12 protein-coding genes are annotated in these 12,924 nt (G+C 66.9%); 8 read left to right on the forward strand and 4 right to left on the reverse strand.

Annotated elements, in window-relative coordinates; all coding sequences use genetic code 11:
- Position 1 precedes the first annotated feature (1 nt).
- Genes LY44_RS14450 through LY44_RS14480 form a run of 8 tightly spaced genes read left to right on the forward strand, consistent with a single transcriptional unit; the run spans position 2 to position 8,670 of the window.
- Complete coding sequence (locus LY44_RS14450; protein ID WP_055209453.1) at positions 2 to 634, forward strand: DUF2460 domain-containing protein; 633 nt, start codon at positions 2 to 4, stop codon at positions 632 to 634.
- Positions 634 to 1,524, forward strand: a complete 891-nt coding sequence (locus LY44_RS14455; protein WP_055209452.1) for a DUF2163 domain-containing protein — start codon at positions 634 to 636, stop codon at positions 1,522 to 1,524. Before LY44_RS14450 ends, LY44_RS14455 begins: the two co-directional genes overlap by 1 nt.
- The gene (locus tag LY44_RS14460; RefSeq protein ID WP_055209451.1) at positions 1,521 to 1,973 is read left to right on the forward strand and encodes a C40 family peptidase; all 453 of its coding nucleotides are present in this window, start codon (positions 1,521 to 1,523) and stop codon (positions 1,971 to 1,973) included. Before LY44_RS14455 ends, LY44_RS14460 begins: the two co-directional genes overlap by 4 nt.
- Complete coding sequence (locus tag LY44_RS14465; RefSeq protein ID WP_055209450.1) at positions 1,974 to 5,888, forward strand: baseplate multidomain protein megatron; 3,915 nt, start codon at positions 1,974 to 1,976, stop codon at positions 5,886 to 5,888.
- Positions 5,889 to 5,891: 3 nt separating this feature from the next.
- Positions 5,892 to 6,320 (forward strand): DUF7742 family protein, encoded by a 429-nt coding sequence (locus LY44_RS17705; protein WP_146707249.1) that lies wholly within the window; start codon positions 5,892 to 5,894, stop codon positions 6,318 to 6,320.
- Positions 6,250 to 7,068, forward strand: a complete 819-nt coding sequence (gene cysE, locus LY44_RS14470) for a serine O-acetyltransferase (RefSeq protein WP_055209449.1) — start codon at positions 6,250 to 6,252, stop codon at positions 7,066 to 7,068. The genes LY44_RS17705 and cysE overlap by 71 nt, the downstream gene beginning before the upstream one ends.
- A gap of 7 nt (positions 7,069 to 7,075) precedes the next feature.
- Positions 7,076 to 7,735, forward strand: coding sequence for a lysophospholipid acyltransferase family protein (locus LY44_RS14475; protein WP_173644530.1), 660 nt, complete (start codon positions 7,076 to 7,078; stop codon positions 7,733 to 7,735).
- Positions 7,732 to 8,670 carry a phosphatidate cytidylyltransferase gene (locus LY44_RS14480; protein ID WP_055209448.1) on the forward strand — a complete coding sequence of 313 codons (939 nt, stop codon included), beginning with the start codon at positions 7,732 to 7,734 and terminating at the stop codon, positions 8,668 to 8,670. The genes LY44_RS14475 and LY44_RS14480 overlap by 4 nt, the downstream gene beginning before the upstream one ends.
- A 53-nt stretch (positions 8,671 to 8,723) precedes the next feature.
- On the opposite strand, the gene LY44_RS14485 is transcribed toward LY44_RS14480, so the two are convergent.
- From LY44_RS14485 to LY44_RS14500, 4 genes are all read right to left on the reverse strand, one after another.
- On the reverse strand, positions 8,724 to 9,983 hold the full coding sequence (locus LY44_RS14485) for a 2-oxo acid dehydrogenase subunit E2 (RefSeq protein ID WP_055209447.1): 1,260 nt from the start codon (positions 9,981 to 9,983) through the stop codon (positions 8,724 to 8,726).
- Between the two features lie 7 nt (positions 9,984 to 9,990).
- Positions 9,991 to 11,340: a pyruvate dehydrogenase complex E1 component subunit beta gene (locus tag LY44_RS14490; RefSeq protein ID WP_055209446.1), complete on the reverse strand. Its 1,350-nt coding sequence runs from the start codon at positions 11,338 to 11,340 to the stop codon at positions 9,991 to 9,993.
- 12 nt (positions 11,341 to 11,352) lie between these two features.
- Complete coding sequence (gene pdhA / locus LY44_RS14495) at positions 11,353 to 12,357, reverse strand: pyruvate dehydrogenase (acetyl-transferring) E1 component subunit alpha (RefSeq protein WP_055209445.1); 1,005 nt, start codon at positions 12,355 to 12,357, stop codon at positions 11,353 to 11,355.
- A gap of 132 nt (positions 12,358 to 12,489) precedes the next feature.
- Positions 12,490 to 12,789, reverse strand: a complete 300-nt coding sequence (locus LY44_RS14500; protein WP_013067430.1) for an FtsB family cell division protein — start codon at positions 12,787 to 12,789, stop codon at positions 12,490 to 12,492.
- Between the last annotated feature and the right edge of the window lie 135 nt (positions 12,790 to 12,924).

Consider the following 12,924-nt stretch of genomic DNA (forward strand, 5'->3'; position numbering starts at 1 on the left):
CATGGCATTTCATGAAGTTCGGTTTCCCGCCAATCTGAGCTTCGGCTCGGTCGGCGGGCCGGAGCGGCGCACCGAGATTGTCACGCTGGCCAGCGGGCATGAGGAGCGCAACAGCCCCTGGGCGCATTCGCGGCGCCATTACGATGCCGGGGTGGGGCTGCGCAGCCTGGACGATGTCGAGCGGCTGATCGCGTTTTTCGAGGCGCGGGCTGGGCAGCTGCACGGCTTTCGCTGGAAGGACTGGGCGGATCACAAGAGCTGTCCGGCCTCGCGGGCCGTCGCGCATGAGGATCAGCTGATCGGAATTGGCGACGGCGTCACGACCGCGTTTCAGCTGGTGAAGACCTATGCTTCGGGCGGGCAGAGCTATCTGCGGCCGATCGTGAAGCCGGTCGAGGGCACGGTCAAGCTGGGCATCGCGGGCGATCATCAGGCCGAAGCGGTGAATTTCGCGCTCGATCCGACGACGGGGATCGTTACCTTCAACGAGGCGCCGTCGAAAGGGGCGCGGGTGACGGCGGGGTTCGAATTCGACGTGCCGGTGCGGTTTGATACCGACCGGATCGCGGTCTCGGTGCAGTCGTTTCAGGCGGGGGATCTGCCGCAGGTGCCGGTGCTGGAGGTACGGATCTGATGGCCTATCCGCAGGATTTGAAGGCGCATCTGCAGGGCGGCGTGACGACGCTGGCGCGGGCCTGGGCGCTGGCGCGGACCGACGGGCGGGTGCTGGGCTTCACCGATCATGACCGGGGGCTGAGCTTCGAGGGGATCGCCTTCGAGCCGGGCAGCGGCATGACGGCCAAGGCGGTGCTGCAGGGCACGGGCCTTTCGGTCGACAATACCGAGAGCTACGGCGCGCTGAGCTCCGAGGCGATCACCGAGGCGGATCTTCTGGCCGGGCGTTATGATGGCGCCGCGGTCACGGTCTGGCTGGTGAACTGGGCCGATCCGGGGATGCGGGCGGTGATCTTTCGCGGCCATCTGGGGGAGGTGTCGCGGGGTGCGGGGGCGTTCACCGCCGAATTGCGCGGGCTGACCGAGGCCTTGGGGCTGGATCAGGGGCGGATCTATCATCCGCGCTGCGCCGCGGTGCTGGGCGATGGCAAATGCCGGTTCGATCTGACGAAGGACGGTTATGCGCTCGAGACGGCGCTGGGCGCAATCGAGGAGGCGGTGGTGTTGCGCCTGGCCGAGGGGGCGGGGTTCGAGGATCGCTGGTTCGAGAAGGGGCGGCTTCTGGTGCTGGAAGGCGCGGCGGCGGGGCTGGTCGGCGTGGTGAAGAACGACCGGCTGCAGGCGGATGGCTCGCGGATCATCGAGCTGTGGCAGCGGCTGGGCGCCGATCCGGTGGCGGGGGATCGGGTGCGGATCGAGCCCGGCTGTGACAAGCGTGCCGAGACCTGTCGGCTGAAATTCGACAATTTCCTGAATTTTAGGGGCTTTCCGCATATTCCGGGGGAAGATTGGCTGGTCTCCTATCCGGTGCAGAGCGGCACCAATGACGGCGGGAGCCTGTTCAAATGAGCGCGATCGGGCTGCGGGCGGTGGCGATCGCGCGGGACTGGATCGGCACGCCTTATCGGCATCAGGTCTCGGTGCAGGGGGCGGGGACGGATTGTCTGGGTCTTTTGCGCGGGGTCTGGCGGGCGCTTTATGGCGCCGAGCCGGAACTGGTGCCGCCCTATACCGCCGATTGGTCCGAACCCGCGCGCGAGGAAGTGCTGTGGCGGGCGGCGGCGCGGCATTTGCTGGCGCTGCCCCCTGCGCGGGGGCCCGAGCGCCCGGGCGAGGTGCTCTTGTTTCGGATGCGTCATGGCGCGGTGGCCAAGCATCTGGGCATCGCTGCCGAGATCGGCGCCGGGGCGAGTTTCGTGCATGCCTATACGGGGCATGGCGTGGTCGAGAGCCCGCTCTCGGAGCCCTGGGCGCGGCGGATCGTGGCGCGATTTCAATTTCCTGAGGGGGGCCGGTGAATGGCGACGATACTGCTTTCGGCGGCGGGGGCCGCGATTGGTGGCGGCTTTGGCGGCACGATTCTGGGCCTTTCGGGAGCGGTGATCGGCCGGGCCGTGGGGGCGACCCTGGGGCGGGTGATCGATCAGCGGCTTCTGGGATCGGGGTCGCAAAGCGTCGAGACCGGGCGCGTCGACCGGCTGCGGCTGTCGAGCGCCTCGGAGGGCGAGGCGGTCGGGCGGCTTTGGGGGCGGATGCGGGTCGCCGGGCAGGTGATCTGGGCGACGCGGTTTTTTGAAACCGCCCAGGTGGAAAAAAGCGGCAAGGGCGCGCCGCGGGCGACGGTGGCGCGCTACAGCTATTCGCTGAGCCTGGCGCTGGCCTTGTGCGAGGGCGAAATCCTGCGCGTCGGCCGGGTCTGGGCGGATGGCAGCGAGATCGAGGTCTCAAGCCTGAACATGCGGGTTTACCGGGGGGGCGAGGACCAGCTGCCCGATCCGAAGATCGCGGCGGTGGAGGGGGCGGAGGCGGCGCCCGCCTATCGCGGCATCGCCTATGTGGTGATCGAGGATCTGCATCTGGCCCCCTTTGGCAACCGGGTGCCGCAGTTTACCTTTGAGGTGGTGCGGGCGGCGCAGGGCGCGCTGGCCGAGGCCGAGCCCGATCTGACGCGGGGGCTGCGGGCGGTGGCGCTGATCCCCGGCACGGGGGAATATGCGCTTGCGACGACGCCGGTCTATGTCGGCACCGAGACGGGGATCACCGCGACGCAGGGGGTGGCGAACCAGACTGCGCCCGGGGGGCAGACCGATCTGGTCGCGGCGCTGCAGCGGCTGGATGAGGAGCTGCCGAATTGCGGCGCGGTATCGCTGGTGGTGAGCTGGTTTGGCGATGATCTGCGCTGCGGCGCCTGCGATGTGAAGCCCAAGGTGGCCTCGCGGCAGGAGGAGGGCGCGAACATGCCCTGGCGAGTGGCGGGGCTGGAGCGGGCGGGCGCCGAGGAAGTGCCGCGGCTCTCGAGCAGTTCGGTCTATGGCGGCACGCCTGCCGATGCTGCGGTGATCGAGGCGATCGGCGCGCTGCGGGCGGCGGGCAAGGCGGTGACCTTTTACCCGTTCATCCTGATGGAGCAGCTGGCGGGCAACGGGCTGCCCGATCCCTGGAGCGATGCGACCGGGCAGCCTGCGCTGCCCTGGCGGGGTCGGATCACGCTTTCGGTCGCGCCGGGCCGCGCGGGCAGCCCGGACGGGACGGCAGCGGCGGTGGCGCAGGTGGCGGGGTTCTTCGGGACCGCGCAGCCGGGTGATTTCGCTATTGCGGGCGGGCAGGTGGTCTATTCCGGTCCCGAGGAATGGTCGATGCGCCGCTTCATCCTGCATTATGCGCATCTGTGCAAACTGGCCGGGGGCGTAGACGCCTTTTGCATCGGCACCGAGATGGTGGCGCTGACGCAGATCCGGGGGGCGGCCAACAGCTATCCCGCGGTGGCGGCGTTTCGGCAGCTGGCGGGTGAGGTCAAGGCGATCCTCGGGCCCGGCTGCAAGATCGGCTATGCCGCCGACTGGTCGGAATATTGGGGCCATGCGCCGGGCAATGGCGACCGGTTCTTTCATCTTGACCCGCTTTGGGCGGATGAAAACATCGACTTCATCGGCATCGACAATTACCTGCCGCTGTCGGATTGGCGGGATGGCGAGGATCATGCCGATGCGGGCTGGGGCTCGATCTACGCGCTGGACTATCTGCGCGCCAATATCGAGGGCGGCGAGTATCATGACTGGTATTATGCCGCGCCGGAGCATCGCGATGCGCAGATCCGCACGCCGATCAGCGATGGCGATCACGACGAGCCCTGGATCTGGCGGGCGAAGGATATTCGCAACTGGTGGCTGAACGACCATCACGAGCGGGTGGGCGGGGTGCGGTCCGAGGTGGCGACGGCCTGGGTGCCGCAGTCGAAACCGATCTGGTTCACCGAAATGGGCTGTGCGGCGATCGACAAGGGCACGAACCAGCCCAACAAGTTCCTCGACCCGAAAAGCTCGGAATCGAGCCTGCCGCATCATTCCGACGGGCGGCGCGACGAGCTGATCCAGATGCAATATCTGCGCGCGATGACGAGCTACTGGGGGGAGGCGGCGAAGAACCCGGTCTCGGCGGTCTATGGCGGGCCGATGCTCGACATGAGCCGGGCGCATGTCTGGGCCTGGGATGCCCGGCCCTGGCCGCAGTTTCCCCTCAACACCGCTTTGTGGTCGGATGGGGCGAATTACGCGCGCGGGCACTGGATTTCGGGCCGGGCGGTGGCGCAGCCGCTGGCGAGCGTGGTGGCCGAGATCTGCGGTCTGGCCGGGATCACGGACATCGATGTCAGCGGGCTTTACGGGCTGGTGCGCGGGTATACGATGACGGGCGATCAGACCGGGCGCGCGGGGTTGCAGGCACTGATGCTGGCCTATGGCTTCGAGGTGCTGGAACGCGAGGGCAAGCTGGTGTTCCGGATGCGTGACGGGCGGATCGATGCCGATCTGGTCGCGGCGGATCTGGCGCTGGGCGAGGGCGGGAGCATGGTCGAGACGGTGCGGGCGGCCGAGGCCGAGATCGCCGGGCGGGTGCGGCTGGCCTATGTCGAGGCGGAGGGCGATTTCGAGGTGCGTGCGGTCGAGGCGGTCTTTCCCGATGTGGCGGCGGGGGCGGCGGCGGGGTCGGAACTGCCGCTGGCGCTGACGCGGGCGCAGGCGCAGGGGATTGTCGGGCGTTGGCTGGCCGAGGCGCGGGTGGCGCGGGACACGGCGCGGTTCGCGCTGCCGCCCTCGCAGGCGCATCTGGGCACGGGCGACGTGGTGCGGCTGGATCTGCCCGAGGGCAAGCGGCGCTACCGGCTGGACCGGATCGAGCAGGCGGGGCTGTTGCAGGTCGAGGCGGTGCGGGTCGAGCCCGGGATCTATGCGCCCGCCGACGAGGTCGAGGACCCGGCCAACCTGCGCCCCTTTGCGGCGCCGGTGCCGGTGCGCGCGGTCTTCCTTGACCTGCCCTTGATGAAAGGGGACGAAGATCCGGTGGCGCCGCATCTGGCGGTGACGGCGACGCCCTGGCCGGGGACGGTGGCGGTCTGGTCGGCCGATGAGGATGCGGGCTATGCGCTGAACGCGACGCTTGGCACGCGGGCGGTGATCGGGCAGACGTTGACGCCGCTTTTTCGCGCGCCGCCCGGGCTTTGGGACCGGGGCGCGGCCCTGCGGGTGAAGCTGGCGAGCGGGGCGCTCGAGTCGGCGACGGCGCTTCGGGTGCTGAACGGCGCGAATGCGATGGCGATCGGCGATGGCAGCTCGGACAAGTGGGAGGTGTTTCAGTTCGTCGAAGCGGCGCTGGTCGACGGCAAGGTCTGGGAGATCTCGCTGCGGCTGCGCGGGCAGCTTGGCACCGATGCGCTGATGCCCGAGGTCTGGCCCGAGGGCAGCGTGGTGGTGGCGCTGAATGGCGCGCCCGAGCAGATCTTGCTGCCCGCCTCTGCCCGCGGGCTGGCGCGACATTACCGGATCGGCTCGGCGGCGCGGTCTTATGACGATCCGTCCTTCGTGCACCGGATCGAGGCTTTTGCGGGCGCCGGGCTGCGGCCCTTCAGCCCGTGCCATCTGCGCGCCACGCCGGGGGCGAGCGGGTGGGACTTTCGCTGGCTGCGCCGGACACGGATCGATGGCGACAGCTGGCAGGGCTACGAGGTGCCGCTGGGCGAGACGGCCGAGCTTTATCTGCTGCGCGTGATCGAGGGAACGGCGGTGAAGCGCGAACTGACGGTGGGCGCGGCAAGCTGGAGCTACCCAGCGGCGCTGCAGGCGGCGGATGGCATCGCCGGGGGCTTCACGCTGGAGGTGGCGCAGGTGTCTGACGTTTACGGCCCGGGGCTGGCGGCGCGGATCACCGTGGGGGCCTGAGGTGTGCGGCCGATCCTGATCGACGATCTTCTGATCGCGGCGCGCGCTCTGGCTTTGGTGGCCGCCCCCGAGCGCCCGGCGCGGCTGGCACAATGGTTGTGCGAGGCGCATTGGGCCGATCTTTACCGCAAGCGGCTGGCGCGGGCGCATCCGATCTGGGGCAACGGCTCGCTGATGGGGCGGGCTTTGCGCGAAGCCGGGCGGCGGGGACTGCGCCCGGACCGGGCCGAGATCGACGATCTTGCAGAGGTGATCGCGGCGGTGCGCAACTGGCGCGCACGGGGGCTTTGCAGCGCCGGTGAACGGCTCTATCTGAGGGGCGAAGCCTGTGTTAGGCTGACCCGAAGTCAAGGAGAGAGCCATGTCCAAAATCCGTGCGAAGGTCGCTGCCATCGATCCGGTATGGATGCGGATCTGCGAGGAGGCGCATGACGCCGTGGGGCAGGAACCGCTGCTGGGCGCCCTCATCCATGCCGGGCTTTTGCACCATGCGACGATGGAAAAGGCGCTGGCCTATCGCTTTTCGCTCAAACTCGCCTCGGGCGAGATGAGCGAGCAATTGCTGCGCGAGATCGCGGATGACGCCTATGGGTCGGACCCCGATCTGGGGGCGGCGGCGCGGGCGGATCTGGTGGCGGTGCATGACCGCGACCCGGCCTGCCACCGGTTCTTGCAGCCGATCCTGTTCTTCAAGGGCTATCAGGCGCTGCAAAGCTATCGCATCGCGCATTGGCTGTGGCGGCAGGGGCGCAAGGACATGGCCTATTTCGTGCAGATGCGCACCTCGGAGGCCTTTGGCGTCGATATCCACCCGGCCGCGCGGATCGGGCGCGGCGTGATGATCGATCACGCCCATTCGATCGTGATCGGCGAGACGGCGGTGGTGGGCGACAATGTCTCGATGCTGCATTCGGTGACGCTGGGCGGCACCGGCAAGGAAGAGCAGGACCGCCATCCGAAGATCGGCAATGGTGTGCTGATCGGGGCGGGGGCGAAGGTGCTGGGCAATATCCATGTCGGCGACAATTCGCGGATTGCGGCGGGGTCCGTGGTGCTGGCCGATGTGCCGCGCTGCAAGACCGTGGCCGGGGTGCCCGCGAAGATCGTCGGCGAGGCGGGCTGTGCGCAGCCCTCGGTCAACATGGACCAGCAATTGCGCGGTTGCGACTGCGAGGGCTGAACCGGGCATGGCGGGGCTGACGCGGATCAAGGCGCTGCCCTACCGGATCGTCACCAAGCTTGCGGGCGACGCGATTTCGCTGTTCGCCCGCCTCCTGACCGCGCCCCGCGCGATCTGGGCGGGATCGGAGCCGCGGCATGGGCCGCGGGTCTATTATTCGAACCATACCTCGAACGCGGATTTCGTGCTGATCTGGACGGTGCTGCCGCCGGTTTTGCGCAGCCGCACCCGGCCGGTGGCGGCGCTGGATTACTGGCTCGCCTCGCCGCTGCGCGCCTTTGCGGGCCGTGACGTGTTTCGCGCCGTGCTGATCGACCGCCGTCCCGAGGCGCGGACCGAAGATCCGGTGACGCAGATGACCACGGCGCTGGATGCGGGATCGGCCCTGATCCTGTTTCCCGAGGGGCGACGCAATACCTCGGACGCGCCGCTTTTGCCGTTCAAATCCGGGCTCTTTCATCTGGCGCGGCAACGTCCGGCGGTGGATCTGATCCCGGTCTGGATCTCGAACCTGAACCACGTCATGCCGCGCGGCAAGGTGATCCCGGTGCCGCTGATCTGCACCGTCACTTTCGGCGCGCCGATCCGCATCGCGCCCGATGAGCCGAAAGAGCGTTTCCTGACCCGCGCGGCGGCGGCGCTGGCGGAACTGGGGGCGGCACGATGACCGGGCTTGGGACGGCGCTGGTCGGCCTTGGCGCGATCCTGGTGCTGGCGGCGATCTTCGGTCAGCTGCTGCGCGAGGCGATCGCGCCCGATGGCTCGCATCCGCTGATCGAGACGATGAATGCCCGCATCGCCGCCTGGTGGGCCTTTGCCGTGCTGATGGCCCTGGCGCTGCTGGCGGGCAAGGCGGGGGTGATCGGGTTGTTCCTGCTGGTGTCGTTTTCCGCGCTTCGGGAATTTCTGACATTGACGACAAAGAGCATCGCCGATCACTGGACTTTGGCGGCAAGTTTCTTTTTTGTCCTGCCGCTACAGTATCTGTTCCTCGCCGCCGAGTGGCAAAGCCTGATGGCGTTGTTCGTTCCGGTGCATGTCTTCCTGCTTTTGCCGGTGATTTCCGCGCTGCAGGGGCGGCCCGAGCAGTTCCTGGCCCGGGTGGCCGAAACGCAATGGGCGGTGATGATCTGCATCTATTGCGTCAGCCATGTTCCGGCGCTGCTCTGGCTGCCGATCCCGGGTTTCGAGGGGCGCAATCTGCTGTTGATCGCCTTTCTTGTCCTGGTGGTGCAGACTTCGGACATCGCGCAGTTTGCCATCAGCCGCGGGATCGGACGGCGGCTCATTGCCCCGGCTCTGTCTGCCTCGAAGACCTGGGAGGGGACGGCGGGCGGCATTCTGATGGCGGTTCTGGTCGGGGGGGCGCTGTCCTGGCTGACGCCCTTTTCCCCGTTGCAAGCGATGGGGATGAGTCTTGCCCTCGCGCTGATGGGTTTCTTTGGCGATCTGGTGATGACGGCGATCAAGCGCGACAAGGGCGTGCGCGACTGGGGCCATCTGATCGCACCGCATGGCGGGTTTCTGGACCGGCTCGACAGCGTGATCTTTGCCGCGCCGATCTTTTATCAGCTGACCCGGGTCTTCTGGGCCAACCCCTGAAACGGAAAAGCGGCAGGGTTTTCCCCGCCGCCGTTTCGCAGATTTCGGAAACCTCAGGCCAGCATCGCCATCGGGTTTTCCAGATTGGACACGATCGCGGCCAGAAGCTCCGCCCCCAGCGCGCCATCGATCACCCGGTGATCGACCGAGAGCGTCAGCGTCATCATCGTCGCCACTTCGATCGTGCCCGAAGCGCTCACCACGGGTTTCTTCACCCCCGTGCCCACGGCCAGAATCGCGCCATGCGGCGGGTTGATCACCGCGTCGAAGCTTTCGATCCCCATCATCCCCAGGTTCGAGATCGCGAAGGATCCGCCCTGATATTCCTGCGGCGCCAGTTTCCGGTCCCGCGCGCGTTTCGCCAGATCCTTCATCTGCGCCGAAAGCTGGCTGAGCGATTTCGTGTCGGCATCCTGCAGCACGGGAGTAAACAGCCCGCCCTCGATCGCCACGGCCACGGCGACATCCGAGGCCTGCATCTGCAGCACCCGATCCCCCGCCCAGACCGCATTCGCCGCCGGAACCGCCTGCAGCGCCAGGGCACAGGCCTTGATGATGAAATCATTGACCGAAAGCTTGACGCCGCGCGCCGAGAGCTGCCGGTTCAGCTCCTCGCGGAAACTCAGCAGCGCATCCAGACGCACCTCGCGGCGCAGATAGAAATGCGGGATCGTCTGCTTCGCCTCGGTCAGCCGTGCCGCAATCACCCGGCGCATGCCGTCCAGCGGGATCTCGGTATAGGCGCGGCCCTCGTAAAGCTTCGCGACCGTTGCCGCCGAGACCGGCGCGGGGGCAGGGGGCGCAGCTGCGACCGCAGCCGCAATCGGCGCCGCAGGCCTCGCCACTGTGCCTTCGACATCGGCCTTGACGATCCGCCCATGCGGGCCCGAGCCCGAGAGCGTTGCCAGATCCAGCCCCTTCTCCGCCGCGATCCGCCGCGCGAGCGGCGAGGCGAAGATCCGCCCCCCCGCCGCTTTCGGCGCGACCGGCGCCGCAGGCGCGGCCACCACAGGCGCCGCAACCGGGGCAGGGGCCGCGGCTTTCGGCGCGGGCGCAACCTCGGCGCTGCCGCCCTCTTCGATCAGCACGGCGATGGCGGCATTCACCTTCACCCCCGAAGTGCCTTCGGCGACCAGAAGCTTGCCGATCACGCCTTCATCGACCGCCTCGAATTCCATCACCGCCTTGTCGGTCTCGATCTCGGCGATGATCTGGCCCGATTTGACCGCATCGCCCTCCTTGACCAGCCATTTCGCCAGCGTTCCCTCCTCCATCGTGGGGGACAAAGCGGGCATCAGGATTTCCACAGCCATCTTTCCCTCACCGATAGCAGACGCGTTTGACCGCCGCGACGACCTCGTCCGAGGTCACCAGCGCCAGTTTCTCAAGGTTCGCCGCATAGGGCATCGGCACGTCCTTGCCCGTGCAGTTGATCACTGGCGCATCGAGATAATCGAAGGCGCGCTCCATGATCGTGGCACTCAGATGGTTGCCGATCGAGCCCACCGGCCAGCCTTCCTCGACCGTGACGCAGCGGTTCGTCTTCATCACCGAGGCCAGAACCGTGTCGTAATCGAGCGGGCGCAAAGTGCGCAGGTCGATCACCTCGGCACTGATCCCCTCGGCCGCCAGCTTGTCGGCGGCCTCAAGCGCATGCACCATGCCGATGCCGAAACTGACCAGCGTGACATCCGTGCCCTCGCGCCAGATCCGCGCCTTGCCGAAGGGCACGGTGAAATCCTCCAGCACCGGCACCTCGAAAGACCGCCCGTAAAGGATCTCGTTTTCCAGGAAAATCACCGGGTTCGGATCGCGGATCGCGGATTTCAAAAGGCCCTTCGCATCGGCCGCAGAATAGGGCATCACCACTTTCAGCCCCGGGATCTGTGCATACCAGGCGGCATAATCCTGGCTGTGCTGCGCCGCGACGCGCGCTGCCGCCCCGTTCGCGCCGCGGAACACGATCGGACAACCCAGTTGACCGCCGGACATATAAAGCGTCTTCGCCGCCGAGTTGATGATCTGGTCGATCGCCTGCATGGCGAAGTTGAAGGTCATGAATTCGACGATCGGCTTCAGCCCGCCAAAGGCGGCGCCGACCGCGATGCCGGTGAAGCCATGTTCGGTGATCGGCGTGTCGATCACGCGCTGCGCGCCGAATTCATCCAGCAGCCCTTGAGACACCTTGTAAGCGCCCTGATACTCGCCGACTTCCTCGCCCATCAGGAAGACGCTCTGATCGGCCCGCATCTCCTCGGCCATCGCCTCGCGAAGCGCCTCGCGCACCGACATCGTCTTCATCGCCGTGCCTTCCGGCCAATCGGCCGAGGCTTTCGACACCACCGGCGCCGCCGCGACGGGGGCCGCCGCCACCGGGGCAGGGGCCGCAACAACCGGCGCGGGCTTGGGCGCGGGCGCCGTCTCGACACCTTCCCCGGCCATCCGCAGGATCGGCGCGTTCACCTTCACCCCCGAAGTGCCCTCGGCCACCAGCAGCTCAACCACCGTGCCCTCGTCCACCGCTTCGAATTCCATCGTCGCCTTGTCGGTCTCGATCTCGGCGAGGATCTGGCCCGATTTGACCACATCCCCCGCCTGCACCAGCCATTTCGCCAGCCGACCCTCCTCCATCGTCGGAGACAGCGCGGGCATCAACACGTCAATTGCCATCGTTCTCTCTCCTCAGGCGTAAATGTCGGTCCAAAGCTCGGTCAACGCGGGCTCCGGGCTTTCCTTGGCAAATTCCGCCGCCTCGTTCACGATCGCCTTGATCTCGCGGTCGATGGCCTTGAGGTCCTCATCCGTCGCCTGACCCGAGGAAATCAGCAATTCCCGCACGTTTTCAATCGCATCGCGTTCATCGCGCATCTTCTGCACTTCCTCGCGGGTGCGGTATTTCGCCGGGTCCGACATCGAATGGCCGCGGTAGCGATAGGTTTTCACCTCAAGAATGAACGGCCCCTGACCGGCGCGGCAATGCGCGACGGCCTTTTCCGAGGCCGCCTTCACAGCGAGCACATCCATGCCATCGACGATCTCGCCCGGAATGCCGAAAGCCTCGCCGCGCATGTAGATATCGGGCGTCGAGGTCGAGCGTTTCTGCGCCGTCCCCATCGCATATTGGTTGTTTTCGATCACGAAAATCACCGGCAGCTTCCAAAGCGCCGCCATGTTGAAGGTTTCGTAGACCTGGCCCTGGTTCGCCGCGCCGTCGCCGAAATAGGCGAAGGTCACATTGTCATTGCCCAGATATTTGTCGGCGAAGGCCAGCCCCGCCCCCAGCGGCACCTGCGCGCCGACGATGCCATGCCCGCCATAGAAGTGCTTTTCCTTGGAAAACATGTGCATCGAGCCGCCCTTGCCCTTGGACAAGCCGCCCTCGCGCCCGGTGAGTTCCGCCATCACGCCCTTGGGGTCCATGCCGCAAGCCAGCATGTGGCCGTGATCGCGGTACGAGGTGATGCGCTTGTCGCCCGGCTTCGTCGCGGCCTCGAGCCCCACGACCACCGCTTCCTGCCCGATATACAGATGGCAGAAGCCGCCGATCAGGCCCATGCCGTAAAGCTGGCCCGCCTTTTCCTCGAACCGGCGGATCATCAGCATGTCGCGGTAATATGTGAGCAATTCTTCCTTCGAGACATTGGGGCGCGCTTGCGCCGCGGTCTCGGGGGTCTTGCGTGTCGCCATCGGACAGCCTCCCAGGTCGTGATAGTTCAACGTTAAACCATTCCCTACAGCATGCGACGAAAAGATGCAATCGCGCGCAAGCAAAACGCCCGCACGAAGCCGTGCGGGCGCGAAAACAGGCTTTAAGATCGCTTAACGGATCACGATTTCATCGCCGCGCAGCGTGCCCAGCACCTCGCGCGCGCGTTCATCCAGCAGATCCAGGTCCAGATAATCATCCGAGAGCCGCCGCGTCAGATTCGCCATCCGCGCCTTTTCGGCCTCCAGCTTGTCGCGTTCGACCGTCAGCTTCTCGATCTCGGCATCGACCTGCACGCGGTGAAAGATGCCGTTCGGCCCCTGCATCGCGGCAAAGGCGAAGTTCAGCCCCAGCACGGTGGCGGCGGAATAGAAGACGAAGGGAACGACCCGCGGGCCTTTCGGAAAATTCATGCTCTGCCTTTCCTGCCGCCTCTGCCGGACGTTTCGGCAACCATGCCACAAAGGCCGCGGCGTGAAAAGGGGCGCAAGCAAACGGGCCCCCGATGGGGGCCCGCAGATCCTGTCAGCGCAGATCAGCCCGCGCCC

It is taken from the genome of Rhodobacter capsulatus (assembly GCF_003254295.1).
GTDB classification, from domain to species: Bacteria; Pseudomonadota; Alphaproteobacteria; order Rhodobacterales; family Rhodobacteraceae; genus Rhodobacter; species Rhodobacter capsulatus.

Coding starts and splice junctions, on each gene's coding strand:
- LY44_RS14450 (WP_055209453.1), top strand. CDS start 2: ATGGCATTTCATGAAGTTCGGTTTCCCGCCAATCTGAGCTTCGGCTCG.
- LY44_RS14455 (WP_055209452.1), top strand. CDS start 634: ATGGCCTATCCGCAGGATTTGAAGGCGCATCTGCAGGGCGGCGTGACG.
- LY44_RS14460 (WP_055209451.1), top strand. CDS start 1,521: ATGAGCGCGATCGGGCTGCGGGCGGTGGCGATCGCGCGGGACTGGATC.
- LY44_RS14465 (WP_055209450.1), top strand. CDS start 1,974: ATGGCGACGATACTGCTTTCGGCGGCGGGGGCCGCGATTGGTGGCGGC.
- cysE (WP_055209449.1), top strand. CDS start 6,250: ATGTCCAAAATCCGTGCGAAGGTCGCTGCCATCGATCCGGTATGGATG.
- LY44_RS14475 (WP_173644530.1), top strand. CDS start 7,076: ATGGCGGGGCTGACGCGGATCAAGGCGCTGCCCTACCGGATCGTCACC.
- LY44_RS14480 (WP_055209448.1), top strand. CDS start 7,732: ATGACCGGGCTTGGGACGGCGCTGGTCGGCCTTGGCGCGATCCTGGTG.
- LY44_RS14485 (WP_055209447.1), bottom strand. CDS start 9,983: ATGGCTGTGGAAATCCTGATGCCCGCTTTGTCCCCCACGATGGAGGAG.
- LY44_RS14490 (WP_055209446.1), bottom strand. CDS start 11,340: ATGGCAATTGACGTGTTGATGCCCGCGCTGTCTCCGACGATGGAGGAG.
- pdhA (WP_055209445.1), bottom strand. CDS start 12,357: ATGGCGACACGCAAGACCCCCGAGACCGCGGCGCAAGCGCGCCCCAAT.
- LY44_RS14500 (WP_013067430.1), bottom strand. CDS start 12,789: ATGAATTTTCCGAAAGGCCCGCGGGTCGTTCCCTTCGTCTTCTATTCC.